Source organism: Leifsonia sp. EB41 (assembly GCF_041262565.1).
GTDB lineage: Bacteria > Actinomycetota > Actinomycetes > Actinomycetales > Microbacteriaceae > Leifsonia.
Genome location: NZ_JBGCCJ010000001.1, coordinates 3,049,245 through 3,072,423 on the forward strand (window position 1 = coordinate 3,049,245; position 23,179 = coordinate 3,072,423).

The window sequence follows — 23,179 nt, forward strand, 5'->3', positions numbered from 1 at the left end:
TCAGTGCCCCTCGATCGCCGCTTTGAGCTTCGGAAGCTGCCCGACCTCGGCCGTCATCGTCTTCTGGATCATCCCGTTCATGAGCTTCTTCAGCCCGGTCGGGGTGTAGTCGAGGGCGAACAGCACGCGCGTGCCCGTCCCGTCCGCGGTGAGCGTGTAGACGCCCTCGGGACGCGCGGGCCCGGTGATGACCTCGAACCGCAGCTCCTGGCCGGGGATCGCGGAGGTGATCCGGTAGTCGCCCGCGATCGGCCGTCCTCCTGGCCCGGTGAGCGTCTGCGCGTACACGGCGCCGAGCTCGCCGGCCGACCCGCTGCGCAGCGAGATCTCCTTCACCCCGTCCCGCCAGCGCGGGTTGTTCAGGCCGTCGGCCAGGAACGCGTACACCTCCGCCGCCGGTCGGCCGATGGTGATGGTGCCGTCTGCGTGCGCCATGCCTGCTCCTTCTGCTGCGCCGTCCGTCGGCGCGCGCTGCTCAGATTATGGCCCGCGCGGAAATCTTCCGCGCCCGCGTAACCTTTCGGCCCTGCCGGCGATTAAGTCAGCGAGGGCGTCGGCCTTCCCCGGATGTCAGGAAGGACCTGGATGCCCCTCACGACCCCCGTTCCCACCTCCGTCGTCTCCGCCGCCCCCGCGGAGCCGGCGTCGGGTACGGGTGCCATCGCGGCGTGCTGTGCGACTTCGGTCGCCCCCGTGAAGTCCGCCGCCCATCGTCCCCGCATCACCGCTCCGGCCGGCGTCCGCTTCGCGGAAGTCCCGGCCGGGCTGGAGGGAACCGCCGCGCCAACCCCCCGGGGCGCGCGGATCCCGACCGGCCCGGCCGGGGCGTCGGCCGCCCGGCGGAAGGCGTAGACGATGGACCACTGCCTGCCGCGGGCTCGGGTTTTCGCGGCGGGCGGTGGTGATGGTGGCATCGCACTCCGTGCAGGGGTCGGCCTCCTCCCGTCGGAGTGGCTGATCCCGCTAGAGTGGCCGCGTGAGGCCCGGCCCGTGAAGGATCACGCGCACCGTGAGACCGGCGGTACCGCCGTGCTCTTCACCGACGCCTACCGCACGCACGCGGCGGCGCTGCTGGCCTACCTCCGCTCGCAGGGTGTGGACGATCCGGAGGCGGTGACCCAGGACGTCTTCGTCGCCCTCTACCCGCGGCTGGAGTCGCTCTCAGGCGGGCGGGACGGCCTCCGCGCCCTGCTCTTCACCATCGCGCACGCCCGCGTGGTCGACCACCACCGGCGGCGCTCCCGCGTCCCGGTCGCGATCGCCTACGATCCGCTCACCGACACCCGCAGCACGCCGTCGGCCGAGGACGACGTCGTGCACGACACCGGCGTCGCCGAGCTGCTCGGCCGGTTGACCCCCGAGTACCGCGACGTCATCGCGCTGCGCATCCTGGCCGAGCTCAGCATCGAGGAGGTCGCCCGGATCATGGGGCGCAGCCCCGGGGCGATCAAGCAGCTCCAGCGCCGGGCCCTGCTCGCGCTGCGCCGGGAGGTCGACACCGGCGCCGGCTCCGAGGCCGGCCGGGAACCGGAGGAGGTGCGATGACCGCGAATCCTGCCGATGACCCGGTGCTGCGCCTCCTGGACGAGGCCGGCCTGGCGGACGACGAAACACTCTCCGCCCTCCTCGGCGAACTCCAGGCGACCGCCGCCGCGGAGCCGCCCGCGCCCTCGCGCGACGTGGTGCGGCTGATGTCCGGCCGCCGCCCGGCTGCCTCGTGGTTCGCCCGCCGCGGCGCGCGGACGACCACGGTGGTCCTGCTGGCCGCGGCGCTGGCCGGCGGAGCGTCCGCCGCCGCAGCGGCGAGCCCCGCGTTCCACACGGTGGTCGACGACGCGTTCTCGAGCCTCGCGAGAATCGTCGGGCCCGCCACGCATCCGGAGTCCGCCTCGCCCGATGCGCCGGCGTCGGGGCACGACACCGCGAACGAGGCGACGCCGTCGCCGCGGAACACCGGACATCAGGGCGTGCCAGCGGGCTCGGGCTCGGCGGAGGCCGGAGACGCCCAGAGGGATCAGGCCTCTCCGCCATCGTCGGCTGCGAAGGACGACGCGCAGGCGCAGGCCGCGTCCGACGCCCAGCTCGGCGCGGTGTCGCAGCCCGGAGCGGGCGGAGCGGACGCCTCCGGCGACGGCCCCGGCAAGAGCGCGCCCGCCGGCTCCGGTTCGAGCACGGGCAAGGGCGCCGGAGCTGGTCAGGGCGACGATCAGGGAGCCTCCGGCGCATCATCCACGCAGAAGCGCACCCCCTCGCGCTTCCAGCCTGTTCCCACGCCGTCGCCCCTGCCGACGGCGGCCGGTTCGCAGGTCGGCCGAGGCGGCTCCGCGGGCGGCTCGCAGGACTCCGGCGGTCAGGGCTCCGACCGCTGATCCGCACCCTCCGCGTGCGGCGCGCACCGGGCTAGGGTGTGCGGTGACGAGCGAGGAGGGTGGATGCGTGCGACGGACTGGCTGAGGCGACACGACCCCGACTTCGCCGCCCTGCGCCGCGCAGGCCGTGCCGCGATCGTCATGCCGGTGCTGTTCGCGTTCGGGAGCATCGTCCTCCACGATGGGCAGGTCGCCACGTTCGCGGCGTTCGGATCGTTCGCGATGCTGCTGCTCGTCGACTTCAGCGGGCCGCTCGTCGACCGGGTGCAGGCCCAGCTCGCGCTCGCCGTGGCGGGCGCGGTGCTCGTCTGCCTCGGGACCATCGCGTCGCGGCCGGTCTGGCTCTCGGCCGTCGCGATGGCCGTCGTGGCGTTCGCCGTGCTCTTCGCGGGTTCGGTGAGCTCGGTCACGGCCTCGGCGAGCACGTCCCTGCTGCTGGCGTTCATCCTGCCGGTCACTCTTCCCGGGACCGTCGCCTCGATCGGCCCGCGCCTGCTCGGCTGGGGGATCGCCTCCGTCGTGGCGGTCGTCGCGATCGTCACGCTCTGGCCCGCGCCCGCGCGGGAGCCGCTGCGGGCCCTGGCCGTCGACGCCTGCCGGGCGCTCGCGGCCCGGCTGCGCGCCGAGGCCGCGGCGATGCTCCGCGCGGGCAGCCCCGACCTCGCGGCCGAGCGCGACCGCGCCGTGGCGGAGGCCGACGCGGCGGTCGACGCGCTGCACGCCGCGTTCCTGCGCACGCCGTACCGGCCGACCGGCCTCAGCACGTCGGCGCGGACAATCGTGCGGCTGGTGGACGAGCTGAACTGGCTGAACTCGGTGATCGCACAGTTCGACCACGTCAAGATCACGGCGGCGACCCACGGACCCGTGCACGTCGCCGCGTTCGAGGTGAAGAGTACGTCGGCGGCGGTGCTGGAGGAGGGCGCGACCCTCCTCGCGCAGCACGGCGGCGACCCTGCCGCCCTGGACGCCGCGCTCGCCCTCCTGGTGGAGGCGCGCACCGGCGTGGAGGCCGCAACCATGGCGCTCCCGGTCGGCCCCGACCCGGACGGCGGCCGCCGGGTCGCCGACGAGGTCGTGACGGCGCTCGACCCGGGTTTCCGTGCGCAGGAGCTCGCCCAGGCGGTCGAGACGGTCGCCGGGAACATCGCGCTCACCGCGCAGGCGGAGCGCCGTACCTGGTGGCAGCGCCTCCTGGGGCGGCAGCCCGGCGACCTGGCCGGCCCGGTCGCCGCCGCCGCCGAGCGCGCGAGCGGGTTCGTCGGCTGGAACTCGGTGTGGTTGCGCAACAGCATCCGCGGCGCCATCGCGCTCGGGCTCGCCGTGGCGCTGGCCAACCTCACCGGCGTGCAGCACTCGTTCTGGGTCGTGCTCGGCACGCTCTCGGTGCTCCGCTCCAACGCGCTGAGCACCGGCCAGACCGTGCTGCGCGGCGTGGTCGGCACCGCGGTCGGAGTGCTGCTCGGCGCGCTCGCGATGCTCGCCATCGGCGACAACCGCGTCGTGATCTGGGTGCTGCTCCCGATCGCCATCCTGGTGGCGGGTGTCGCCCCCGCCGCGATCTCCTTCGCCGCGGGGCAGGCCGCGTTCACCATCCTGCTGGTGCTGCTGTTCAACCTGATCGCGCCGTCGGGCTGGACGGTCGGCCTGATCCGCATCGAGGACATCGCGCTCGGCTGCGCCGTGAGCCTGGTCGTCGGTCTGCTGTTCTGGCCGCGGGGAGCGGCCGCGTCACTGCGGCAGGCGCTGGCTGACGCGTACCGGGAGAGCGTCCGGTACCTCGGCGCGACCGTCGCCTTCGGGCTGGCGCGCTGCGAGGCGGATGCAGCCGAACACCCCGAGCCCCGGCAGCAGGCGCTCCGGGCGGCCGCCGCCGCTCGGCGGCTGGACGACGCGTTCCGCACTTACCTCGGGGAGCGCGGCAGCAAGCAGCGTCCGCTCGCCGAGGTGTCGGCCTCGGTCGGCGGCGTCGCGGGCGTCCGGCTGGCGAGCGACGCCATCCTCGACCTCTGGCGCCGGCAGGAGGTCGCAGGCGACGAGCGCGAGGGCGCCCGCAGCTCGCTGGAGGACTCCCTCGCGCGACTCGACGGCTGGTACGAGCAGCTCGCGTCGAGCCTGGTCGCCCGCGAGCCGCTCCCCGCACCTGTGCCGTCCGACCAGCAGGACCGCCACCGGCTGGCCGACGTCGTCGCGGACGACCTCGGCGACGGCACAGGTCACATCGTCGCGCGGGCCGTCCGGATCATCTGGACGGGCGACTACCTCGACGTCGTGCGCCGCTTGGAGTCGGTGATCGTCGGACCCGTGGACGCGCTGGGCGACGACCTGGTGGCCGCGAGGCGGCGGCCCGGCTCACGGATGCGGTGACTTGGTGTGCCCGGGAGCCGACCCGCTCTTGCCCGCCGCGGGCGCAGCGGGAACGGGAGCGGGAGCCGGAGCCGGCGGCTGAACGACCGCGGCGGGCGGCGGAGCAGCCGGCGCCGGGGTGACGGCAGCCGCCGGAGGCGCCGCGACCGCGGGGGCCGGAGGGACGGTCGCCGCCCCCGTGGGCACAGCGTCCGGGGTCGGCCGTGACGACGTGCCGCTCGGCGCCGGATGTGCGCTCGGGGCGTGCCCTGCGCCCACCTGCGGCGCGCTCAGGAGGGCGAGGACGTCGAGGTGCGGCCCGGTCGCGAACAGCGTGAGCCCGAGCGCGACGCTCAGTGCGAGGGCGCCGACGACGAGCCCGCCGTTCGCCCGGGACCTCCGGCGACGCGTGCGGCGGACGGGCGGCGCGACCACCGGGTCGGCCGAATGCCGTCCCTTCGTCCCGCTCACGCCTCCACCTGCACGGTCACGCAGTTTAGACGACGACCCTAAACGGGTTCCGTGACCCCCGTGACCCGCCCGTCCACCACCGTGACCAGCTCGTCCAGCGCCGGCGAGTGGACGAGGTCGTGCGTGACCAGCAGCGTGGCGGTCCCGCGCTCGTGCGTGAGCCGCGCGATCAGGTCCATCACGGCGGCGCCGCTCTCCTGGTCGAGCGCGCTCGTCGGCTCGTCCACCAGCAGCACCTGCGGGCTGCGGACCAGCGCCCGGGCGATGGCGACCCGCTGCCGCTGGCCCCCCGAGAGCTGCGCGGGCCGTTTATCCCCGTGAGCGCCCAGCCCGACCGCGTCGAGCAGCTCGTCCACCCGCTCGCGCACCTGGGCGCGGGCGGTCCGGCGTCGCGCTCCGCCGAGCTCGCCCATCACCTGGAGCTGCTCGCGCGCGGTGAGGGAGGCCAGCAGGTTCGACTGCTGGAACACGATCCCGATCCGCTCGCGGCGCAGGCTCGTGGCCTGCTCCGCCGTCAGCGCCGCCGCGTCCTCCCCGCCGATCAGCACGCTGCCCGAGTCCGGGCGGATGAGCGTGGCGGCCAGCGCCAGGATGCTGGACTTGCCGGAGCCGGACGGCCCGGTGATCCCGGTCACCACGCCGGCACGGCCGTGCAGGGTGACGTGGTCGACCGCGGTGACGCGGGAGGCCCCGTCGGGGAAGGTGAGGGTGACGTCGTCGAGGGTGATCATCGGTTGCTCCCGAGTGCGGTGAGGGGGTCGGCGGAGGTGACGGTGCGGAGGGCGAAGGCCGCGCCCGCGAGCCCCAGCAGGGTCATCGCGACGGCGGGGACAACGGTGGTGAGCGGGGCGACGAGGAACGGGAGTGCGCCGGAGGCGAGGGCTCCCAGGCCGAGGACGACCAGCATCCCGGCGCCGATCCCGGCGACGAGCACGACGAGCGCCTGCCCGAGCGCGTCCGCCACGAGCGACCGCTGCGTGGCGCCGAGCGCCTTCAGCACGGCGATGTCGCCCGAGCGCTGCATCGTCCACACGGTGAAGAAGGCGCCGACGACGAGGGCGGAGATGCCGAACAGCATCGCGACCATGAGGCCGAGCGAGCCGATCTCGCTCTTGAACGTCTCCAGCGCGGTCAGGCTCAGGAGGGCGGGCTGGGCGGACGTGCCGGTGCGGCTCGCCACGGCGCCCCACTGCGGGCTGCCCGACACCGCCAGGACGGTCGGTTCCCCGCCGCCGCCCATCCGCTTGTCCGCGGCGGCCCAGGCGTCAGGCGTCAGTGCGATCACCGGGGTGTGGCTGTACCAGGCGTCGCCGCCGACGGTCGCGACGCGGTAGTCCGTACCGAGGATCGAGACGGTGTCGCCGACGGCCGCGTGGAGGTCCTTCGCTGCGCCGGCGGAGAGGCCGACCTCGGTGTCCGCGGTCGGAGCGAGGCGGGTGAGCGCCGTCGCGCCGGTGTCGCCCGCGTCGGCGGGGAGGCCGAAGGCCGCGACGCCCGCGGAGGCGCCGTCCTGCGTCGCACGCGACTGCGCGATGCCGACCGGCACGGCGGCCGTCACGCCGTCCGCCTTCCGCCAGGCGTCGACGGCCGACGCCGGAAGCGCCGACTCGCTGAAGCTCGCCGCGCCTCCCGCCGGCTTCTGCAGCACGAGCCGGTCGCCGGGGAGGCCGAGCACGGCGGAGACGTTCTGGGCGGCGAGGCCGCCGGTGAGGCCGGCGAGGAAGCCGACCAGCACGGTGATGAGGGCGACGACGCCGCCGATGAGGATGAACCGGCCGCGGGCGTGCCGGAGGTCGCGCCAGGCGACGAACACGAGGAGTCCTTTCTGCGGGGCGGAGCGGTTCCGCCCGTGTCCCTTTAGCCTTCGCTCTCCCGTCGAGCGCCACATCGTCGATGCGGTCGAACCTCCTCTCCGACTTTCCATTGATGCCGAACCCGGCGTGCGCTCCGTAGGCTGGGCGTGCCATGTCCCACAGCGCCCTCACCCCGGTCTTCGTCGGGCTGCGCGTCGGGCTGCACGTGCTCATCGCGGGACTGCTCGTCCTGGTGCTCGTGCGGCTGCCGGCGCTGCCGCCTCCCGCCGCCGTCGCCGGGCTCGTACTGGTGCTCGTCTTCGCCGCCGTCTACGTGTCGAGCGCGTTCGTCCGGCGGGTGCCGCTGGCGCGGCGCCGCGCGGCCGCGACCGCCTGGGTGACGGCGCTGGCGCTGATCTGGGTCGGCCTCGTGATCCTCGTGCCGGAGGCCGCGTACCTGTCGTTCCCGCTCTTCTTCCTCTTCCTCCACCTGCTGCCGCGGTGGCTCGGCCCCCTCGCGGTCGTGGTCACGACCGTCATCGCGATCCTCGCCCTCGGCCTCCACCAGGGCTTCTCGCTGGCCGCCGTGATCGGACCGCTGATCGGAGCGGGCGTCGCCATCCTGCTCGGCCTCGGCTACCGCGCGCTCGCCCAGGAGGCCGCCGAGCGGGAGGCGCTCCTCGCCGAGCTGCTCTCCACCCGCGACCGGCTGGCCGAGACCGAGCGCGAGCAGGGCGCGCTCGCCGAGCGCGCCAGGCTGGCCAGGGAGATCCACGACACCGTCGCGCAGGGCCTCTCCAGCATCCAGCTGCTCCTGCATGCGGCCGAGCGCGCCGACCCCGACCGCCCCGGCATCGAGCACGTCCGCCTGGCCCGGGAGACCGCCGCCGACAGCCTGGCCGAGACCCGCGCCTTCATCCGCGAGCTGACGCCGCCCGCGCTCGACGCCGGGCTGGGGGAGGCCCTCCGCCGGCTGGGGGAGGCGCAGTCCACGCCCGGTGGCCTCCGCGTGGAGGTCGAGACGCCGCCGTCGCTCGACCTCCCGATGGACCTGCAGACCGCCCTGCTGCGGATCGCCCAGGGCGCGATCGCGAACGTCCGTCAGCACGCCCGCGCGAGCCGTGCATCGCTGACCCTGCGGGCTGACGGCGAGGAGACCGTGCTGGTCGTCGCCGACGACGGCGTGGGCTTCGACCCGGCAGCGGTCGCGACCGGCCCGCGCGGCGCCGACTCCTTCGGCCTCCGCGCGATCGCCGAACGCGTCGCGCAGCTCGACGGAACCCTCGACGTCGACAGCGCCCCGGGACGGGGCACCCGGCTGACCGTGACCGTGCCCACGAGAGTGATGGGGGACGACGCATGATCCGCATCGTCATCGCCGACGACCACCCGGTCGTGCGCGCCGGCATCCGCGCCCTGCTGGACGCCGAGGACGACCTGGAGGTGATCCGGGAGGCCGCCACCGCCGACGACGCCGTGCTGTTCGCCGACCAGCTCGCGCCCGACCTGGTGCTCATGGACCTCCAGTTCGCCGACGGCCCGCGCGGCGCGGAGGCCACCCGCCGCATCCGCGCGCTCGACGACCCGCCGCACGTGCTGGTGCTGACCAACTACGACACCGACGCCGACATCCTCAGCGCGATCGAGGCCGGAGCGAGCGGTTACCTCCTGAAGGACGCCCCGCCGGACGAGCTGGTCGCCGCCGTGCGCGCGGCAGCGGCGGGGGAGAGCGCCCTGGCCCCGGTGATCGCCGGCCGCCTGATGGCCCGCATGCGCGCCCCGCTGACCAGCCTCTCCACGCGCGAGCTGGAGGTGCTGGAACTCGTCGCCGAAGGCGCCTCCAACACCGACATCGCCGCCCGCCTCCACATCACCGAGGCCACCGTGAAGTCGCACCTGGTGCACATCTTCACGAAGCTGGACGTGGGGTCGCGGACGGCCGCGGTGAGCGCGGCGCGGTCGCTCGGGTTGCTGCGCTGAGGCGGATATAGCCGTCACCCCGCCCCCGGCGTTACATTGTGCCCACCGTCGACCGCCCCGGTCGCGCGCGAGTGCGGAAGGTGACCGCGATGAGCACCAGGGATCGAATCCGGCCGACGTTCGGCGGCCTCAGCGCACCCGCACGGCTCACCGTCGAGGGAGCGGGGATCGTAGTCGGCGCGGTCACCTTCGTGCTCGCCGGCGTCGTCGCCCTTCTCGTGTTCTGGGGGCGCGATCTCCCGATCGCCGGCCCGAACTCGGTCGGCCAGTTCGTCGCGATCGCCGCCGGGGTGCTCGCCTTCCTCGCGTACATCGCCGGGCGGCTCTGGCGGCGCGAGGGTCTCACTCCGTTCCAGACTGGGGCAGCACCCGGCGCCCCGCCGCACCGCGCGACGGGCGTCGACATCTTCGACACCTTCGCGATCGCGCTGGCCCACGGCATCCTGGCCCTGCTCGGCTGGCTGGTGCTGGGCGCCGTGCTCGCGAACGGGTTCCAGGACGCGACCGTCTACTTCCTCTCCGCGACCGTGCTCGCGGGCGCGGCCACCGGGGTGACCGCGTACGCCGTGTTCCTCTCGGCCGCGGGGATGGACCTGATGCGGCTCTCCACCGTCCTGGCGGCGTTCGCCGTGGGCGGCATCCTGGCCTCCATGCTGAGCGCGCCAGACCCGCACTGGTGGCAGAAGCATCTCAGCGCGCTGGGGATGTCGCAGAGCGTCTCGTCGCTGACGTTCAATCTCACGCTCATCGTGACGGGCGTCATCGTGACCGCGATCGCGCGGTACGCCACGGACGCCCGTGGCATCGTCGAGCCCAAGCGGCGGTCGGCCGTGCTGCGGGTTCGCGTCGGCCTGATCCTGATCGGCGTGCTGCTGGCGTGCGTCGGCATCTTCACGCTGAACATCTCGATCCTCCTGCACAACGTGTCGGCGGTCGGGATGGTCCTCGTCTTCGCGCTCGTCGTGTTCTGGGTGCGGCCCGCGCTGCCGACCGCGCCGAGGTCGTTCTTCGTGCTCGGCTACGTGTTCTTCGCCACGATCGTGGCGGTCCTGGTGCTGTTCGTGATCGGCTACTACGTCCTCACGGCCGCGGAGCTGGTGGCGGGCGTCCTGGTCTTCAGCTGGCTCATCGTCTACCTGCGGATGACCGGCGCCGCGTCGGCGGAGGCGCGCGCTGAGCAGCAGAACGTACACGTCGTCGAGGGTTGACTCGCCTCTTCGACAGCGTGTACAGGATGAGGCGTTGCGCGCCCGCCTAGCATCCTCGTGAACCCCGATGGAGGAGTGATAGCCATGAACAGCATCGAACGTGACGTGGTCATCGTCGGCGCTGGAGCCTCCGGCCTCACGGCCGCGACCGAACTGACGAAGGCCGGCCTGAGCGTCGCCGTGCTGGAGGCCCGCGACCGCGTGGGCGGCCGGCTCTGGACGAACGACATCGACGGCGCCACCCTGGAGATCGGCGGCCAGTGGGTCTCGCCCGACCAGGACGCCCTGATCGGCACCCTGGAGGAGCTCGGCCTCGAGACTTACTCCCGCTACCGCGAAGGCATCAACATCTACCTCGGCGAGGGCGGCGCCCGCCGCACCTTCGAGGGCGAGATCTTCCCCGTCGCCCCGGCGACCGAGCAGGAGATCGTCGGCCTGATCGAGCGGCTCGACGCCCTCGTCGCCGAGATCGACCCGGACCGCCCGTGGGAGCACCCGCAGGCGAAGGAGCTGGACGAGATCTCGTTCCGCCGCTGGCTGGAGACCCAGACCGACGACGAGGAGGCCCGCCTCAACATCGGCATGTTCATCGCAGGCGCCATGCTCACCAAGCCCGCGCACGCCTTCTCGGCGCTGCAGGCCCTGCTCATGGCCGCCAGCGCCGGCAGCTTCAGCCACCTGGTCGACGCCGACTTCATCCTCGACAAGCGCGTGAAGGGCGGCCTCCAGCAGGTGCCGCTGCTGCTCGCCGAGCGCCTGGGCGAGGACGTCCACCTGAACTCGCCCGTGCGCACCCTCCGCTGGAACGGCTCCGGCGTGACGGCGATCACCGACGACCTGCAGGTGAACGCCCGGTTCGCGATCCTGGCCGTGCCTCCCGTGCTGATCAGCCGGATCTCCTACGACCCGCCGCTGCCGCGCCGCCAGCAGCAGCTCCACCAGCACCTCTCGATGGGCTTCGTCATCAAGGTGCACGCCGTCTACGAGACGCCCTTCTGGCGCGACCTCGGCTACAGCGGCACCGCCTTCAGCCCGTACGAGCTGGTGCACGAGGCGTACGACAACAGCTACGACGGCGACCCGCGCGGCACCCTGGTCGGGTTCGTCTCCGACGAGTCCGCCGACGACGTCTTCCGGCTCAGCCCGGAGGAGCGCAAGGCGCGCATCCTCGAGTCGCTGTCGCACTACTACGGCGTGCAGGCGCTGAGCCCCGTCGTGTACTACGAGAGCGACTGGGGCAGCGAGGAGTGGACCCGCGGCGCCTACGCGGCGAGCTTCGACATGGGCGGCCTGGCGCGCTACGGCGCGGACCTGCGCACGCCGGTCGGTCCGATCCACTTCTCCTGCAGCGACCTGGCGGGCAAGGGCTACCAGCACGTGGACGGCGCGATCCGCGTCGGCCGCGACACCGCCGCGGCGATCGTGGCGGCGCTGCAGCCCGCCGGCAGCTAGCCGGCGACGGGCTGCTCGCAGCCCCTCCAGACCGCGCGCGGCCAGTCGTGGATGGCCGCGCGCACCACTCCGGCCGGCCGGGCCGCGCACCGTCGTGGGATGCGCGCCCCGGCCGCCGGGACACCGCTAATGCATGCATAGCGTTGTCGGAGTCTGTGAAATCTTTCATCGAGCATGTATCGTCTAATCACGAGCAACCGTGAATCATCCGGAGGCTCAGTGGTAGACGGAAGGCTTGAACGGGTACTTGCCTCCGTCGTGACGCCACGCTGCTCCTAGTGCAGCCATCGATGCCCCCAGCCGGGTCGGGTTCCGCTGGGGGCATCACCCGTTTCCGGGGTGGCTGGGGCGCAGGGTCGGGGCGGAAGAATGTGGTGATGCTTGACGTTTCGGCGTCGGTGAAGCAGAGTCTCCTCGATGGGTGCCGCGGGTGCGGTGCCCGCTGGGCCGCTCGGGTGGCGGCCCGGAGCGGCGAGGGGGCGCAATCGTGACGAGTGAGCCGGTGAGCGCATCGCGCACCACATTGACCTGGGGTGGAGCCGGCCTCGTTCTCGCGGCGTTGACCCCGATCGTGGCCGAGCTGGCCTTCCTCTTCCCGCCGCCCGGGACCTCGTGGCTCTACTCGGCCGAGACGCCCTTCGCCGGGACGGCGTCCGCCGCCGTCCTGGTCATCGCCTTCGTCGTGCTGGCCTTCGGCATCCGCGGCGAACAAGGCATCGCCGGGCCGTCCCGGGTCGGGAGGACCGCCCTCGTGCTCTTCGCCCTGACGAGCATCGTGTCCGCCGGGTATGTCACGGTGAACATGACCGCGGTCGGCGTGAACTCCGGAGTGCTGGCCCTCGTGAGCATCCTGTTCTGGACCCTGGAGATCGTCCGGGTGGTTGCGCTGATCGTGGCCGCGGTCAGCGTCTTCCGGGCAGGAGTCGTCACGGGACCGGCCCGCTGGGCACTTCCGGTCGTCGCGCTGATCCTGGCCGGCGTGGTGGTGGTGAGCCGGATCCCCCTCCCCGCGGTGCTCGACGTCTGGCTCTGGGGGCTCGTCGGGATCCCGCTCGCCCTCCTCCTGACCGGCGTGCTCTTCCTTGTCCAGGGGCTGCGTTCGCCGCGCGCGATCGAGACGCCCGCCCCCTCCGCGGGCTAGCGCCGGCTCACAGCGCCCGGATCGTCCACCCCGCCGCCGACGACTCCCCGGGCTCCAGCACGATGAGGTCGGTGCCCGAGTTGAACGCGTCCGGCGGGCAGGTCATCGGCTCCACCGCCAGTCCCAGCCGGTTGAGCTCCGGCACGTCGCGGTCCGCCGTGTGCACCTGCACCCACGGGCACGACGCGTCCCAGGTCATCGCGACGCCGGTGCCGTCCGGGGCGAGCAGCGAGACCGTCGCGGTGCCGTCGGCGTCGCGGCGCAGCCCGGTGAAGGCGTGGTCGATGAACGTGTCGCCGATCGGGCGCGCGGCCCGGAAGTCGAAGGGGCCGCTCATCACATCGGCGAGCCCGGCCGGGATCAGCCGGTCCTCGGTCACCGTGAGCACCCGGTCCGCCGGGAGGTCGAGCGTCCAGTCGTCCACGCGGCCCTCGCCCGCCACCAGATAGGGGTGCGGGCCGGTGCCCCACGGCGCGGGCGTGGTGCCGGTGTTGGTGCCGGTGACCGTGGTGTGGAGGCCGTCCTCGTCCAGCTCGAAAGCGACGGCGACCTCCACGCGGTGCGGGTAGCCGTCCTGCGCCTCGATGGTCGCGGACAGGGTGACGCTGCTGGGGGAGCGGTCGATCGCGGTGAACTCGAGCCAGGTGGCGAGGCCGTGCAGGGCGTGGCCGCGGCCGGGCTCGGTGAGCGCGAGCTGCCGCTCGGTCCCGTCGAAGGTGTACCGGCCGTCGACGACCCGGTTCGGCCACGGCGCGAGCGTCGCGCCGCGGAACGCCGGCCGCACCTCGTCGGCGGAGAACGGGACGACCAGCGGCCTGCCGTCGAACTCCAGCGTGCGCAGGGAGGCGCCGACCGACGCGATGGTGGCGTGGTAGTCGCCGGCGGTGAGACCGAAGTGGGTGCCGGAGATCGGGATGCTCATCCGCCCATTCTGGCGGCAATCCGTCGTCGACCCGAACCGGGAGGATGTGACGTCCGCGAAACGTGGGGAAATCTGCGGGTAACCGGCGCTCGGTAGCGTCCTGGCATGGGTGATCTGTTCGGCGGGTACGGCACGCAGGCCGCGCGGCGCCGGCGCGGCAGGGCCACGCCGTTCGACGAGATGTTCGCCGACGTGCGCGGCGCCGTCGCCGAGCGCACCCGTCCCGCCTACCGCGAGCTGTTCGCGGCTCTGGCCGCGCTGACGCAGGAGGAGCTCCGCGGCCGCACCGACGCGCTCGCCAGCTCGTACCTCGCGCAGGGCGTCACCTTCGACTTCGCGGGGGAGGAGCGGCCGTTCCCGCTCGACGCGGTCCCCCGGGTCATCGAACAGGCCGAGTGGTCGCGGATCGAGAGCGGGGTGAAGCAGCGCGTCCGGGCGCTGGAGGCGTTCCTCAGCGACGTCTACGGCGCACAGAACGCGGTCCGCGACGGTGTCATCCCGGCCGGCCTGATCACCTCCTCCGCGCACTTCCACCGCGCGGCCGCCGGGGTGGAGAGCGCCAACGGGGTGCGCATCCACGTCTCGGGCATCGACCTGATCCGTGACGAGCAGGGCGGCTGGCGGGTGCTGGAGGACAACGTGCGGGTGCCGAGCGGTGTCTCGTACGTGATCTCCAACCGCCGCGTGATGGCGCAGACCCTTCCCGAGCTGTTCACCTCGATGCGCGTGCGGCCGGTCGGGGACTACCCGTACCGGCTGCTGCAGGCGCTGAAGGCGAGCGCGCCCGGCGGGATGGAGAACCCGAACGTCGTCGTCCTCACCCCCGGCGTCTACAACTCCGCGTACTTCGAGCACACCCTCCTGGCCCGGCTGATGGGGGTGGAGCTGGTGGAGGGCCGCGACCTGTTCTGCTCCGGCGGCACGGTGTGGATGCGCACCACCTCCGGCCCGCAGCGCGTCGACGTGATCTACCGGAGGATCGACGACGACTTCATCGACCCGCTGCAGTTCCGGGTGGACTCGGTGCTCGGGACGCCCGGGCTGATGCTCGCCGCACGGCTCGGCACCGTGACCATCGCCAACGCGATCGGCAACGGCGTCGCCGACGACAAGCTCGTCTACACCTACCTGCCCGACCTGATCCGGTACTACCTCGCCGAGGAGCCGGTCCTCCCGAACGTCGACACCTGGCGGCTGGAGGAGCCGGACGCCCTGGCCGAGGTGCTCGACCGGCTGGACGAGCTGGTCGTCAAACCCGTAGACGGGTCCGGAGGCAAGGGGCTGGTGATCGGGCCGGACGCCGACCGTAAGGAGCTCGCCATTCTGCGCGCGCAGCTCGTCGCCGACCCGCGCGGCTGGATCGCGCAGCCGGTCGTGCAGCTCTCCACCATCCCCACACTCGTCGACGACGGGATGCGGCCGCGGCACGTCGACCTGAGGCCGTTCGCGGTCAACGACGGGCGGGAGGTCTGGGTGCTGCCGGGCGGCCTGACGCGCGTGGCGCTCGCGGAGGGGCAGCTCGTCGTCAACAGCAGCCAGGGCGGCGGGTCGAAGGACACCTGGGTGGTCGGGATGGCCGCTTCCGGCGAGCCGCGGGCCGAGGAGAAACCGGAGCCCCGGAACGTGTCCGGCCTCGTCGCCGACCAGGCCGCGGCGCCGCCGCTCCCGGCGCCCGACCACTCGCTGGAGGATGCGCCGCGCAGCGACCAGCAGCAACAGCAGCAGCAGACGGAGGCGTGGTGATGCTCAGCAGGATCGCGTCGTCCCTGTTCTGGATCGGCCGCTACGTCGAGCGCAGCGACGGCACCGCGCGCATCCTCGACGTGCACCTCCAGCTGCTCCTGGAGGACCCGTGGATCGACGAGGACACCGCCTGCCGGTCGCTGCTCGGGGTGATGGGCTCCGCGACCGTGCCGGGCCCGATCGCCCGGGAGGACGTCCTGCGCCTCCTCGCCGTCGACCGCACGACACCGGCCTCCATCGCCTACTCGCTGGGCGCCGCGCGGGAGAACGCCCGGCGCGCCAGGGAGATCGTCTCGACCGAGCTGTGGGAGTGCCTCAACACCACGGCCGCGCGGGTGCCGCGGCGGGTGGCCAGCGACAAGGTCCACGAGTTCTTCACCTGGGTGCGGGATCGCACGGCGCTCGCCGTCGGGATCATGGACTCCGGCGCCAGCCGCGACGAGGCCTGGCACTTCTTCACGCTCGGCCGCAGCCTGGAGCGGGCGGACATGACCGCGCGGCTGCTCGCCACCCGCTCGCTGACGGAGGCGAGCGGCCCGAGCTGGACGACCATCCTGCGCTCCTGCGGCGCCTACGAGGCGTACCTGCGCACGTACCGCGGGGTGCCCTCCACCCGGAACGCGGCGGAATTCCTGCTGCACGACCGGCTGTTCCCGCGGTCCATCCTCTACGCGGTCACGCGCGCCGTGGAGAGCCTGCGCGATATCGAGCCCCGGCACGAGCGCGCGGGCGTGTCCGACCGGGCCGTCCGGCTGCTCGGCCAGGTGCAGAGCGAGCTGGAGTTCCGGCCGGTCGCGGAGGTGCTGGACGACCTCCCCGCGCACATGGCCGTCGTCCAGGAGGCGACCAGCGCGGCGACGTCCGCGATCACCCGGCGCTACTTCCCGGAGAGCACCGCGCCGAGCTGGACCGGGGAACGGGCATGAAGCGGCTGCGGGTGACCCACTCGACTGGTTACCGGTACGGGGCGGAGGTGTCGGCCTCCTACAACGAGGCGCGGATGATGCCGGCGTCCGGCGACCGGCAGCTCGTGCTGCACAGCGCGCTCGACGTCCATCCGGTCTCGTCGCACCACCAGTACACCGACTACTGGGGAACGCGCGTGCTCGCCTTCGACGTGCTGAACCCGCATCGCGAGCTGACGATCACGGCGACGAGCCTGGTGGAGGTCCTGGACGCGCCGCACGCGCCCGACCCGCTCGGCTGGCCGGAGCTGGCGGAGGCCGTCGCGCGGTCGGGGGAGTGCGTGCAGCAGCTCCGGCAGACGCCGCTGACCGAGCCGCCCGCGTCGCTGGTCGCACTGGCGGCGTCGTCGGCCGGCGCCGGTGATCCGTGCTCCGTCGCGCAGGCCATCTCCGTCGCGGTCGGGGAGGCGATGACCTACGAGAGCGGGGTCACGGGCGTGCGGACCACGGCGCGGGAGGCCTGGGAGTCGCGCAGCGGCGTCTGCCAGGACATCGCGCATGTCGCGATCGGGGCGTTGCGCTCGGCCGGCATCCCGGCCAGGTACGTGTCCGGCTACCTGCACCCGAAGGCCGACGCGGCGGTGGGGGAGACGGTGGTCGGCGAGTCGCACGCCTGGGTCGAGTGGTTCTGCGGCGGCTGGCACGGCTACGACCCGACCAACGGCATCGCGATCGGCGACCGGCACGTCCGCGTCGGCCACGGCCGGGACTACGCCGACGTCGCCCCGCTGCGCGGCGTCTACTCGGGAGCCGCCGGCTCGGACCTCTTCGTCTCCGTCTCCATCACCCGCGAGGCCTGAGCAGCCGCCGAGGCCTGACCACCCGCCGAGTACGGGCAAAATCGGGCGAAAACGCTCGAGTACGCGGATTGTTCGCGTACTCAGCGGGTTGTGGGTACGGTGGCGGGATGCGGATCGGTGTGCTGTTCGGTGGGGCCAGCGAGGAGCGCGATGTGTCGATCGCGAGTGCGGCGCCGGTGGTGCGCGCGCTGCGCGGGCTCGGTCACGAGGTGCTGGCCGTCGACACGGCCTCCGGAACCCTCGACGCGGCGGCGGAGGCGCGCGTCCTGACCGGCGCGGTCGGCGTCGCGCCGCCCGAGTCGACGGCGCTCGCGCGGCTGGCCGGCGCCGGGAGCGCGCTGCGGCTGCCCGAGGAGGTCGCCGGCGTCGACCTGGTCTTCCTCGCGCTGCACGGCGGGTCTGGCGAGAACGGGGAGTTGCAGGCGCTCCTCCAGCTCGCCGGCATCCCGTACACCGGGTCCGGTCCGCTCGGCAGCGGGCTGGCGATGGACAAGGAGCTCACCAAGCGCGTGCTCCTCCAGGCCGGGGTGCGCACGCCCGACTGGGCGCTCGACCCGCTCGAGCCGGGCGCCGCGGCGGCCGAGCTCGGACTCCCGGTCGTCGTGAAGCCGAACGCGCAGGGCTCGACGGTCGGGCTGAGCATCGTGCGCGACCCGGACGAGTTGGACGCCGCGGTCGAGCGCGCCTCCGTGTTCGGCCCGGTCCTCTTCGAGCGGTTCGTGCCGGGGCGCGAGCTGACGGTCGGTGTGCTCGGCGACGAGGCGCTCGCGGTGGGGGAGATCGCGGTCGACCCGGACTCGGCGTTCAGCTACGGCGACAAGTATCAGCCCGGCGCGGTCGCGGAGACGTTCCCGGCCGACCTGCCGGCCGAGGTCGCCGCGGAGGCCAGGGCGGCGGCACTGACCGCGCACCGGGCGCTGCGCCTCTCCGGCTACAGCCGCACCGACTTCCGGCTCGACCGGGACGGCGTGCTCTGGACGATCGAGGTCAACTCGCTGCCCGGCCTGACCGCGACCAGCCTGCTCCCGCAGTCCGCGGCGGCCGTCGGGATCGGCTACGCCGACCTCTGCCGCCGCATCGTCGACCTCGCCGTGCGCTGACCGCCATCCAACTGACACGACACGCCGCGACCCGCGCCCGTGACACGGCGAGTCCCGTCAGTCCGTTCGACCGTTCGTTACCTGAACGACCGGTAACGATCGGCCCGGCGGGGTTGCCCGGCGCATCCCGTGGGTTTGAATGGGACCATGCGCAGTGTCGGTTGGTCGTTGTTCGGGTTCGCGTTCGTCGTGGCGGCGGTCGCGCTCGGCGCCCTGACCACACCGGCCGTCGACCACGGCCTCGCGACGGTGGCCGTCGGGCATCACCTGGGCTTCACCCGCCGCCAGTGGGTGGACCTCGCGATCGCCGCGCTGTTCTTCATCGCGGCCGCAGCGGCCGCCGGCGCGCTGATCGTGACCCGCATCCGCGCGTCCAAGCACATCACGACGGACGCGCTGCTGGCGCCGGAGTCGCTCGCTCCCGATTCGCTGGTGCCGATCGACCGCTAGAGGTCGCCTTACTCCGCCGCGCGCAGCGCGGCGTAGAGGTCCGCTCGGGCGGCGAAGCCGCCGAGGTCGCGCCCGAGCAGCCGCTCGGCGTCCGCGACCCGCGCCCGCAAGGTGTGCCGGTGCATCCCGAGCCGCCGCGCGGCCACGTCGTACACCCCGTCGGCGTCGAGCCAGGTGCGGAGGATGCCGGGCAGCGCCGGGTCGGCCTCCGCCAGCGGGGCGAGGGCGGTCGCCGCGACCGCGCGCGCGTCCGGCGTCTGGAGCAGGGCGAGCATCCCGGCCGCCGCCACGTCGTCGAACGACGGCACCCGGTCGTCCCTGCTCGACCGGCGCGCCGCGACGCCGGCCTGCGTCACGCCGGACGTCAACGCCCCGAACGTCACGGGGGCCGACGACCCGCCGCGCAGCTCGAACCGCTCGGCCAGCTCCGCGATCGCCTCCGGCGACGACCCGAGCACCACCAGGTCCTGCCCGTCGCGGGCGAAGAACCCGTCGCCGCCGGCCTCCAGCCAGTCCGCCGCCGCCGCGATGGCGGCCCCGTGCAGGACCGTCACGCGCGCGGGCTGCTCGGGCAGCGCGCCGAGCACCGGCTCGGCCACCGCCTCCGCCAGCGCGTCGTCGCCGGCCAGCAGCGCCCGCCACACCGCCGTGCGGAGGCGCGCCCGCGCCGCGTCGGTCGCCCGGCTCTGCTCCAGCGCGAGTCCAGCGAGCGCGACGACCCCGGTCACCACCTGCTGCGCGGCCTGGTCGAGCCCCTCCGACCCGATCGCGAGCACGCCGCGCAGCCGCCCCGCCGCGCCCAGTGTCTGCAGGGAGAACGGCCCGGCCTCCGTCTCCGCAGTCCCCGCCGCCCGGCGCCGGCTGCGCAGCAGCGGCTCGGCCGCGCCGACCAGCACCGCCCGCGCCGCCGCGTCCAGCGCTCCGGCGGGCGCGAGCCGGTCCAGCGTCCCGTCGGCCCCGATCAGCGCCACCGGCCGGTCGATCTGGCGGGCCAGCTCGGCGAGCACAGCGCCCAGCGCGTCGGGCCGCAGCGCCGCGAGCGAGATCGCCCGGGAGGCCCGCAGCGCCCAGGTGTTGCGCGCATACGCGTCCGCGGCCAGCCGGTCGGCGACGAACCGCGCCACCGCGATGAACGGCGTCCGGTACGGCACCTCGAACAGCGGGAGGCCGTGCCGCACACACGCCTCCAGGAGCGGCCCGGGGGTGTCGCGCACGACCTCCGTGCCGAACCCGAGCCCGGCAATCCCGTGCTCCACCAGCCGGGACACGTACGGGTCGACGTCCTCCGGCGTCCCCGTCACGAGCAGCACCTGCCCGGGCGAGAGGAACGGCGTCGGATCGGGGAGGTCGGAGCTGTGCGCCCACGACAGCGGCACGTCCAGCTCGCCGACGTCGGCGGCGGTGAGCAGGTGGAGGCCGAGCTCGGGCCGGGCGAGCAGCTGGGCGAGGGTCGCGGGCATCGGGGCACTCCATCTGCCAGGGTGTCGATTCCTGACGTTCGAATTGTACGGCCCGTCCAGGCGCGGGGCGCGCCGGTTCCCTACGATGCCGCCATGACCATCGTTACTCCCGCCTCCGCAACAATCGTCGGCGGACCCTCGCTCCCGCAGGAGCGCCGGCTCGTCACCCCCATCCCCGGCCCCGAGTCGCGCAAGCGCGCCGAGCGCAAGGCGCAGGCCGTCGCCGCGAGCGTCGGCGCAACCATCCCCGTGTTCACCGTCGCAGCCGGCGGGGGTGTGCTCGTCGACGTCGACGGCAACTCCCTCATCGACTTCGGCTCCGGCATCGCCGTCACCGGTGTGGGCAACGCAGCCCCGCGCGTGGTCGAGGCCGTGACCGCACAGGTCGCCGCCTTCACGCACACCTGCTTCACCGTCGCCCCGTATGACTCCTATGTGGAGGTCGCCGAGGCCCTCAACCGCCTCACGCCCGGTGACTTCGTCAAGCGGAGCGCCCTGTTCAACTCCGGCGCCGAGGCCGTGGAGAACGCGGTCAAGGTCGCCCGGCACTACACCGGCAAGCAGGCCGTCGTCGCGTTCGACCACGCCTACCACGGCCGCACGAACCTTACGATGGGCCTCACCGCCAAGAACCAGCCGTACAAGAACGGCTTCGGCCCGTTCGCGCCCGAGATCTACCGCGCCCCGCTCAGCTACCCGCTGCGCGACGGCGGCCTCTCCGGCGCCGAGGCGGCCACGCGTGCGATCACTCTGATCGAGAAGCAGATCGGCGCGTCCAACCTGGCCGCGATCATCATCGAGCCGATCCAGGGCGAGGGCGGCTTCATCGTCCCGGCCGACGGCTTCCTCCCGGCACTCCAGGAGTGGGCGAACGAGAACGGCGTCGTCTTCATCGCCGACGAGGTGCAGACCGGCTTCGCCCGCACCGGCACCATGTTCGCCTCCGAGCAGTTCGGGATCGTGCCCGACCTGATCGTCACCGCCAAGGGCATCGCCGGCGGCCTCCCGCTGTCGGCCGTGACCGGCCGCGCCGAGATCATGGACGCCCCGCAGGTCGGCGGCCTCGGCGGCACCTACGGCGGCAACCCGCTCGCCTGCGTCGCCGCGCTCGCCGCGATCGAGACGTACGAGCAGGAGGACCTGGCCGGGCGCGCCCGCGCCATCGGCGAGATCCTCTTCGAGAAGCTCGGCGCCCTCCGCGCCGCCGACCCGCGCGTCGCCGAGGTGCGCGGTCGCGGGGCCATGGTCGCCATCGAGCTGGTCGACCCCGAGACCGGGGAGCCCGACGCCGCGCTGACCGCCAAGGTCGCCGCCGCTGCGCACGCGGCCGGCGTCGTGCTGCTGACCTGCGGCACCTACGGCAACGTGATCCGCTTCCTCCCGCCGCTCAGCATCCCGGACCACCTCCTCATCGAAGGGCTGGACGTCGTCGCGGAGGCGGTGGCCAACGCATGAGCGCCGTCGACACTGTGACCACCGAGTTCACCGCTGCGGAGGCCGACCTCCTCGCCCGCGTCCCCGACGGCTTCTTCATCGGCGGCGTCTGGGAGCAGGGCACCCGCCCGCAGATCCAGGTGCAGGACCCGGCCACCGGTCGCGTCATCAAGCGGATCGCCAACGCGACGCCCGAGGACGGCATCCGCGCCCTCGACGCCGCGGTGGCCGCTCAGGACGCCTGGGCCGCGACCCCGCCGCGCACCCGCGCCGAGATCCTGCGCCGCGCCTTCGACCTGCTGCAGGAGCGCCGCGCGGACTTCGCACTGCTCATGACGCTGGAGATGGGCAAGCCGCTGGCCGAGGCCAACGGCGAGGTCACCTATGGCGGCGAGTTCCTGCGCTGGTTCTCCGAGGAGGCCGTGCGCATCGCCGGCCGCTACGGGCAGAACCCGGAGGGCACCGGCACGATGGTCGTCTCGCAGCGACCGGTCGGGCCGTCGTTCTTCATCACGCCGTGGAACTTCCCGCTCGCGATGGCGACGCGCAAGATCGCTCCCGCACTCGCGGCGGGCTGCACCGTCGTGGTGAAGCCGGCCGAGCTGACTCCGCTGACCACGCTGTTCTTCGCGCAGCTGCTCGCCGACGCCGGTGTTCCCGCCGGCGTGGTCAACGTCGTGCAGACGAACACCTCCGGCGCCGTCTCCGCGCCGATCATCGCCGACCCGCGCCTCCGCAAGCTGTCGTTCACCGGCTCCACGCCGGTCGGCCGCGCGCTGCTCGCGCAGGCCGGACAGAACGTGCTGCGCACCTCCATGGAGCTCGGCGGCAACGCCCCGTTCGTCGTCTTCGAGGACGCCGACCTGGACAAGGCCGTCGAGGGCGCGATGCTCGCGAAGTTCCGCAACATCGGCCAGGCCTGCACCGCCGCGAACCGCTTCATCGTCCACGAGGACGTCGCCGACGAGTTCGCCCGCCGCGTCACCGAGAAGGTCGACGCCATGAAGATCGGCCCCGGCACCGAGCCCGGCGTCACCATCGGCCCGCTCATCGACGACCGCGCGGTCGCCTCCATGACGGCCCTGGTGGACGACGCTGTGTCCCGCGGGGCGCGCGTCCTCAGCGGCGGGAAGGCCCCGGAGGGCGACGGCTTCTTCTTCGAGCCGACCGTGCTCGTGGACGTGCAGCCCGGCAGCGAGATCCTCCGCGAGGAGATCTTCGGCCCGATCCTCGCGATCACGACCTTCTCCACCGAGGACGAGGCCGTGGCACGCGCGAACGAGACCGAGTACGGTCTGGTCGGCTACGTGTTCACCCAGGACCTCGCGCGCGGCCAGCGCATGATCGACCGCGTGGACACCGGGATGATGGGCCTCAACACCGGCCTCGTCTCCAACGCCGCAGCGCCGTTCGGCGGCGTCAAGCAGTCGGGCCTCGGCCGCGAGGGCGGGCTCGAGGGCATCCACGAGTACCTGAGCACCAAGTACACGCTCATCCCCGCCTGACCCGGCGGCACGGGCGGCCCGTCCCACCCGGCGGGCCGCC

At 73.5% G+C, this 23,179-nt stretch carries 22 protein-coding genes; 16 read left to right on the forward strand and 6 right to left on the reverse strand.

The window, feature by feature from the left end; genetic code table 11:
- On the reverse strand, positions 1-435 hold the full coding sequence (locus tag ABH923_RS15145) for an SRPBCC family protein (protein ID WP_370056219.1): 435 nt from the start codon (positions 433-435) through the stop codon (positions 1-3).
- A gap of 150 nt (positions 436-585) precedes the next feature.
- Here ABH923_RS15145 and ABH923_RS15150 point away from each other — a divergent pair, with 150 nt between their 5' ends.
- From ABH923_RS15150 to ABH923_RS15165, 4 genes are all read left to right on the forward strand, one after another.
- The gene (locus ABH923_RS15150; RefSeq protein ID WP_370056220.1) at positions 586-852 is read left to right on the forward strand and encodes a hypothetical protein; all 267 of its coding nucleotides are present in this window, start codon (positions 586-588) and stop codon (positions 850-852) included.
- A 138-nt stretch (positions 853-990) separates the two neighbouring features.
- The gene (locus tag ABH923_RS15155; RefSeq protein ID WP_370056221.1) at positions 991-1,545 is read left to right on the forward strand and encodes an RNA polymerase sigma factor; all 555 of its coding nucleotides are present in this window, start codon (positions 991-993) and stop codon (positions 1,543-1,545) included.
- Positions 1,542-2,369 (forward strand): hypothetical protein, encoded by an 828-nt coding sequence (locus ABH923_RS15160; RefSeq protein ID WP_370056222.1) that lies wholly within the window; start codon positions 1,542-1,544, stop codon positions 2,367-2,369. The genes ABH923_RS15155 and ABH923_RS15160 overlap by 4 nt, the downstream gene beginning before the upstream one ends.
- A 63-nt stretch (positions 2,370-2,432) precedes the next feature.
- Positions 2,433-4,736 carry an FUSC family protein gene (locus tag ABH923_RS15165; RefSeq protein WP_370056223.1) on the forward strand — a complete coding sequence of 768 codons (2,304 nt, stop codon included), beginning with the start codon at positions 2,433-2,435 and terminating at the stop codon, positions 4,734-4,736.
- Here ABH923_RS15165 and ABH923_RS15170 read toward each other — a convergent pair.
- The 3 genes from ABH923_RS15170 to ABH923_RS15180 are packed head-to-tail and all read right to left on the reverse strand — an operon-like array spanning position 4,722 to position 6,999.
- Positions 4,722-5,186, reverse strand: coding sequence for a hypothetical protein (locus ABH923_RS15170; RefSeq protein ID WP_370056224.1), 465 nt, complete (start codon positions 5,184-5,186; stop codon positions 4,722-4,724). The genes ABH923_RS15165 and ABH923_RS15170 overlap by 15 nt on opposite strands.
- Before the next feature lie 38 nt (positions 5,187-5,224).
- Positions 5,225-5,917 carry an ABC transporter ATP-binding protein gene (locus tag ABH923_RS15175; RefSeq protein WP_370056225.1) on the reverse strand — a complete coding sequence of 231 codons (693 nt, stop codon included), beginning with the start codon at positions 5,915-5,917 and terminating at the stop codon, positions 5,225-5,227.
- A complete protein-coding gene (locus ABH923_RS15180; RefSeq protein WP_370056226.1) occupies positions 5,914-6,999 on the reverse strand; it encodes an ABC transporter permease in 1,086 nt (361 codons plus the stop codon). The genes ABH923_RS15175 and ABH923_RS15180 overlap by 4 nt, the downstream gene beginning before the upstream one ends.
- Positions 7,000-7,151: 152 nt before the next feature.
- Between ABH923_RS15180 and ABH923_RS15185 the strand changes: the two genes are divergently transcribed.
- The 5 genes from ABH923_RS15185 to ABH923_RS15205 all read left to right on the forward strand — a co-directional run bounded on the left by ABH923_RS15185 (position 7,152) and on the right by ABH923_RS15205 (position 12,760).
- Positions 7,152-8,342 (forward strand): sensor histidine kinase, encoded by a 1,191-nt coding sequence (locus tag ABH923_RS15185; RefSeq protein WP_370056227.1) that lies wholly within the window; start codon positions 7,152-7,154, stop codon positions 8,340-8,342.
- Positions 8,339-8,959 carry a response regulator gene (locus ABH923_RS15190; protein WP_370056228.1) on the forward strand — a complete coding sequence of 207 codons (621 nt, stop codon included), beginning with the start codon at positions 8,339-8,341 and terminating at the stop codon, positions 8,957-8,959. Before ABH923_RS15185 ends, ABH923_RS15190 begins: the two co-directional genes overlap by 4 nt.
- 89 nt (positions 8,960-9,048) lie before the next feature.
- Positions 9,049-10,167, forward strand: coding sequence for a hypothetical protein (locus tag ABH923_RS15195; RefSeq protein ID WP_370056229.1), 1,119 nt, complete (start codon positions 9,049-9,051; stop codon positions 10,165-10,167).
- An 84-nt stretch (positions 10,168-10,251) separates the two neighbouring features.
- Positions 10,252-11,619 (forward strand): flavin monoamine oxidase family protein, encoded by a 1,368-nt coding sequence (locus ABH923_RS15200; RefSeq protein WP_370056230.1) that lies wholly within the window; start codon positions 10,252-10,254, stop codon positions 11,617-11,619.
- Positions 11,620-12,106: 487 nt separating this feature from the next.
- Positions 12,107-12,760 carry a hypothetical protein gene (locus ABH923_RS15205; protein WP_370056231.1) on the forward strand — a complete coding sequence of 218 codons (654 nt, stop codon included), beginning with the start codon at positions 12,107-12,109 and terminating at the stop codon, positions 12,758-12,760.
- Between the two features lie 7 nt (positions 12,761-12,767).
- Here ABH923_RS15205 and ABH923_RS15210 read toward each other — a convergent pair whose 3' ends face one another.
- Entirely contained in the window at positions 12,768-13,682 is a 915-nt protein-coding gene (locus ABH923_RS15210) for an aldose 1-epimerase family protein (protein WP_370056232.1), read from the reverse strand.
- 105 nt (positions 13,683-13,787) lie between these two features.
- On the opposite strand from ABH923_RS15210, the gene ABH923_RS15215 reads away from it, so the two are divergent.
- The 5 genes from ABH923_RS15215 (at position 13,788) to ABH923_RS15235 (ending at position 18,740) form a co-directional block, all read left to right on the forward strand.
- On the forward strand, positions 13,788-15,425 hold the full coding sequence (locus ABH923_RS15215; RefSeq protein ID WP_370056233.1) for a circularly permuted type 2 ATP-grasp protein: 1,638 nt from the start codon (positions 13,788-13,790) through the stop codon (positions 15,423-15,425).
- Positions 15,425-16,351: an alpha-E domain-containing protein gene (locus tag ABH923_RS15220; RefSeq protein ID WP_370056234.1), complete on the forward strand. Its 927-nt coding sequence runs from the start codon at positions 15,425-15,427 to the stop codon at positions 16,349-16,351. The genes ABH923_RS15215 and ABH923_RS15220 overlap by 1 nt, the downstream gene beginning before the upstream one ends.
- A complete protein-coding gene (locus ABH923_RS15225; RefSeq protein ID WP_370056235.1) occupies positions 16,348-17,190 on the forward strand; it encodes a transglutaminase N-terminal domain-containing protein in 843 nt (280 codons plus the stop codon). The genes ABH923_RS15220 and ABH923_RS15225 overlap by 4 nt, the downstream gene beginning before the upstream one ends.
- Positions 17,191-17,297: 107 nt before the next feature.
- Positions 17,298-18,290, forward strand: a complete 993-nt coding sequence (locus tag ABH923_RS15230) for a D-alanine--D-alanine ligase (protein ID WP_370056236.1) — start codon at positions 17,298-17,300, stop codon at positions 18,288-18,290.
- Between the two features lie 147 nt (positions 18,291-18,437).
- A complete protein-coding gene (locus ABH923_RS15235) occupies positions 18,438-18,740 on the forward strand; it encodes a hypothetical protein (RefSeq protein ID WP_370056237.1) in 303 nt (100 codons plus the stop codon).
- Positions 18,741-18,748: 8 nt separating this feature from the next.
- On the opposite strand, the gene ABH923_RS15240 is transcribed toward ABH923_RS15235, so the two are convergent.
- Positions 18,749-20,200: a PucR family transcriptional regulator gene (locus ABH923_RS15240; RefSeq protein ID WP_370056238.1), complete on the reverse strand. Its 1,452-nt coding sequence runs from the start codon at positions 20,198-20,200 to the stop codon at positions 18,749-18,751.
- Positions 20,201-20,293: 93 nt separating this feature from the next.
- Here ABH923_RS15240 and gabT point away from each other — a divergent pair, with 93 nt between their 5' ends.
- Both gabT and ABH923_RS15250 read left to right on the forward strand, forming a co-directional pair.
- The gene (gene gabT / locus ABH923_RS15245; RefSeq protein WP_370056239.1) at positions 20,294-21,655 is read left to right on the forward strand and encodes a 4-aminobutyrate--2-oxoglutarate transaminase; all 1,362 of its coding nucleotides are present in this window, start codon (positions 20,294-20,296) and stop codon (positions 21,653-21,655) included.
- Positions 21,652-23,139 carry an NAD-dependent succinate-semialdehyde dehydrogenase gene (locus ABH923_RS15250; protein WP_370056240.1) on the forward strand — a complete coding sequence of 496 codons (1,488 nt, stop codon included), beginning with the start codon at positions 21,652-21,654 and terminating at the stop codon, positions 23,137-23,139. The genes gabT and ABH923_RS15250 overlap by 4 nt, the downstream gene beginning before the upstream one ends.
- Positions 23,140-23,179: the final 40 nt, after the last annotated feature.

Coding starts and splice junctions, on each gene's coding strand:
- ABH923_RS15250 (WP_370056240.1), top strand. CDS start 21,652: ATGAGCGCCGTCGACACTGTGACCACCGAGTTCACCGCTGCGGAGGCC.
- ABH923_RS15235 (WP_370056237.1), top strand. CDS start 18,438: ATGCGCAGTGTCGGTTGGTCGTTGTTCGGGTTCGCGTTCGTCGTGGCG.
- ABH923_RS15145 (WP_370056219.1), bottom strand. CDS start 435: ATGGCGCACGCAGACGGCACCATCACCATCGGCCGACCGGCGGCGGAG.
- ABH923_RS15220 (WP_370056234.1), top strand. CDS start 15,425: ATGCTCAGCAGGATCGCGTCGTCCCTGTTCTGGATCGGCCGCTACGTC.
- ABH923_RS15210 (WP_370056232.1), bottom strand. CDS start 13,682: ATGAGCATCCCGATCTCCGGCACCCACTTCGGTCTCACCGCCGGCGAC.
- ABH923_RS15230 (WP_370056236.1), top strand. CDS start 17,298: ATGCGGATCGGTGTGCTGTTCGGTGGGGCCAGCGAGGAGCGCGATGTG.
- ABH923_RS15185 (WP_370056227.1), top strand. CDS start 7,152: ATGTCCCACAGCGCCCTCACCCCGGTCTTCGTCGGGCTGCGCGTCGGG.
- ABH923_RS15240 (WP_370056238.1), bottom strand. CDS start 20,200: ATGCCCGCGACCCTCGCCCAGCTGCTCGCCCGGCCCGAGCTCGGCCTC.
- ABH923_RS15165 (WP_370056223.1), top strand. CDS start 2,433: ATGCGTGCGACGGACTGGCTGAGGCGACACGACCCCGACTTCGCCGCC.
- ABH923_RS15195 (WP_370056229.1), top strand. CDS start 9,049: ATGAGCACCAGGGATCGAATCCGGCCGACGTTCGGCGGCCTCAGCGCA.
- ABH923_RS15160 (WP_370056222.1), top strand. CDS start 1,542: ATGACCGCGAATCCTGCCGATGACCCGGTGCTGCGCCTCCTGGACGAG.
- ABH923_RS15200 (WP_370056230.1), top strand. CDS start 10,252: ATGAACAGCATCGAACGTGACGTGGTCATCGTCGGCGCTGGAGCCTCC.
- ABH923_RS15215 (WP_370056233.1), top strand. CDS start 13,788: ATGGGTGATCTGTTCGGCGGGTACGGCACGCAGGCCGCGCGGCGCCGG.
- gabT (WP_370056239.1), top strand. CDS start 20,294: ATGACCATCGTTACTCCCGCCTCCGCAACAATCGTCGGCGGACCCTCG.
- ABH923_RS15225 (WP_370056235.1), top strand. CDS start 16,348: ATGAAGCGGCTGCGGGTGACCCACTCGACTGGTTACCGGTACGGGGCG.
- ABH923_RS15150 (WP_370056220.1), top strand. CDS start 586: ATGCCCCTCACGACCCCCGTTCCCACCTCCGTCGTCTCCGCCGCCCCC.
- ABH923_RS15190 (WP_370056228.1), top strand. CDS start 8,339: ATGATCCGCATCGTCATCGCCGACGACCACCCGGTCGTGCGCGCCGGC.
- ABH923_RS15175 (WP_370056225.1), bottom strand. CDS start 5,917: ATGATCACCCTCGACGACGTCACCCTCACCTTCCCCGACGGGGCCTCC.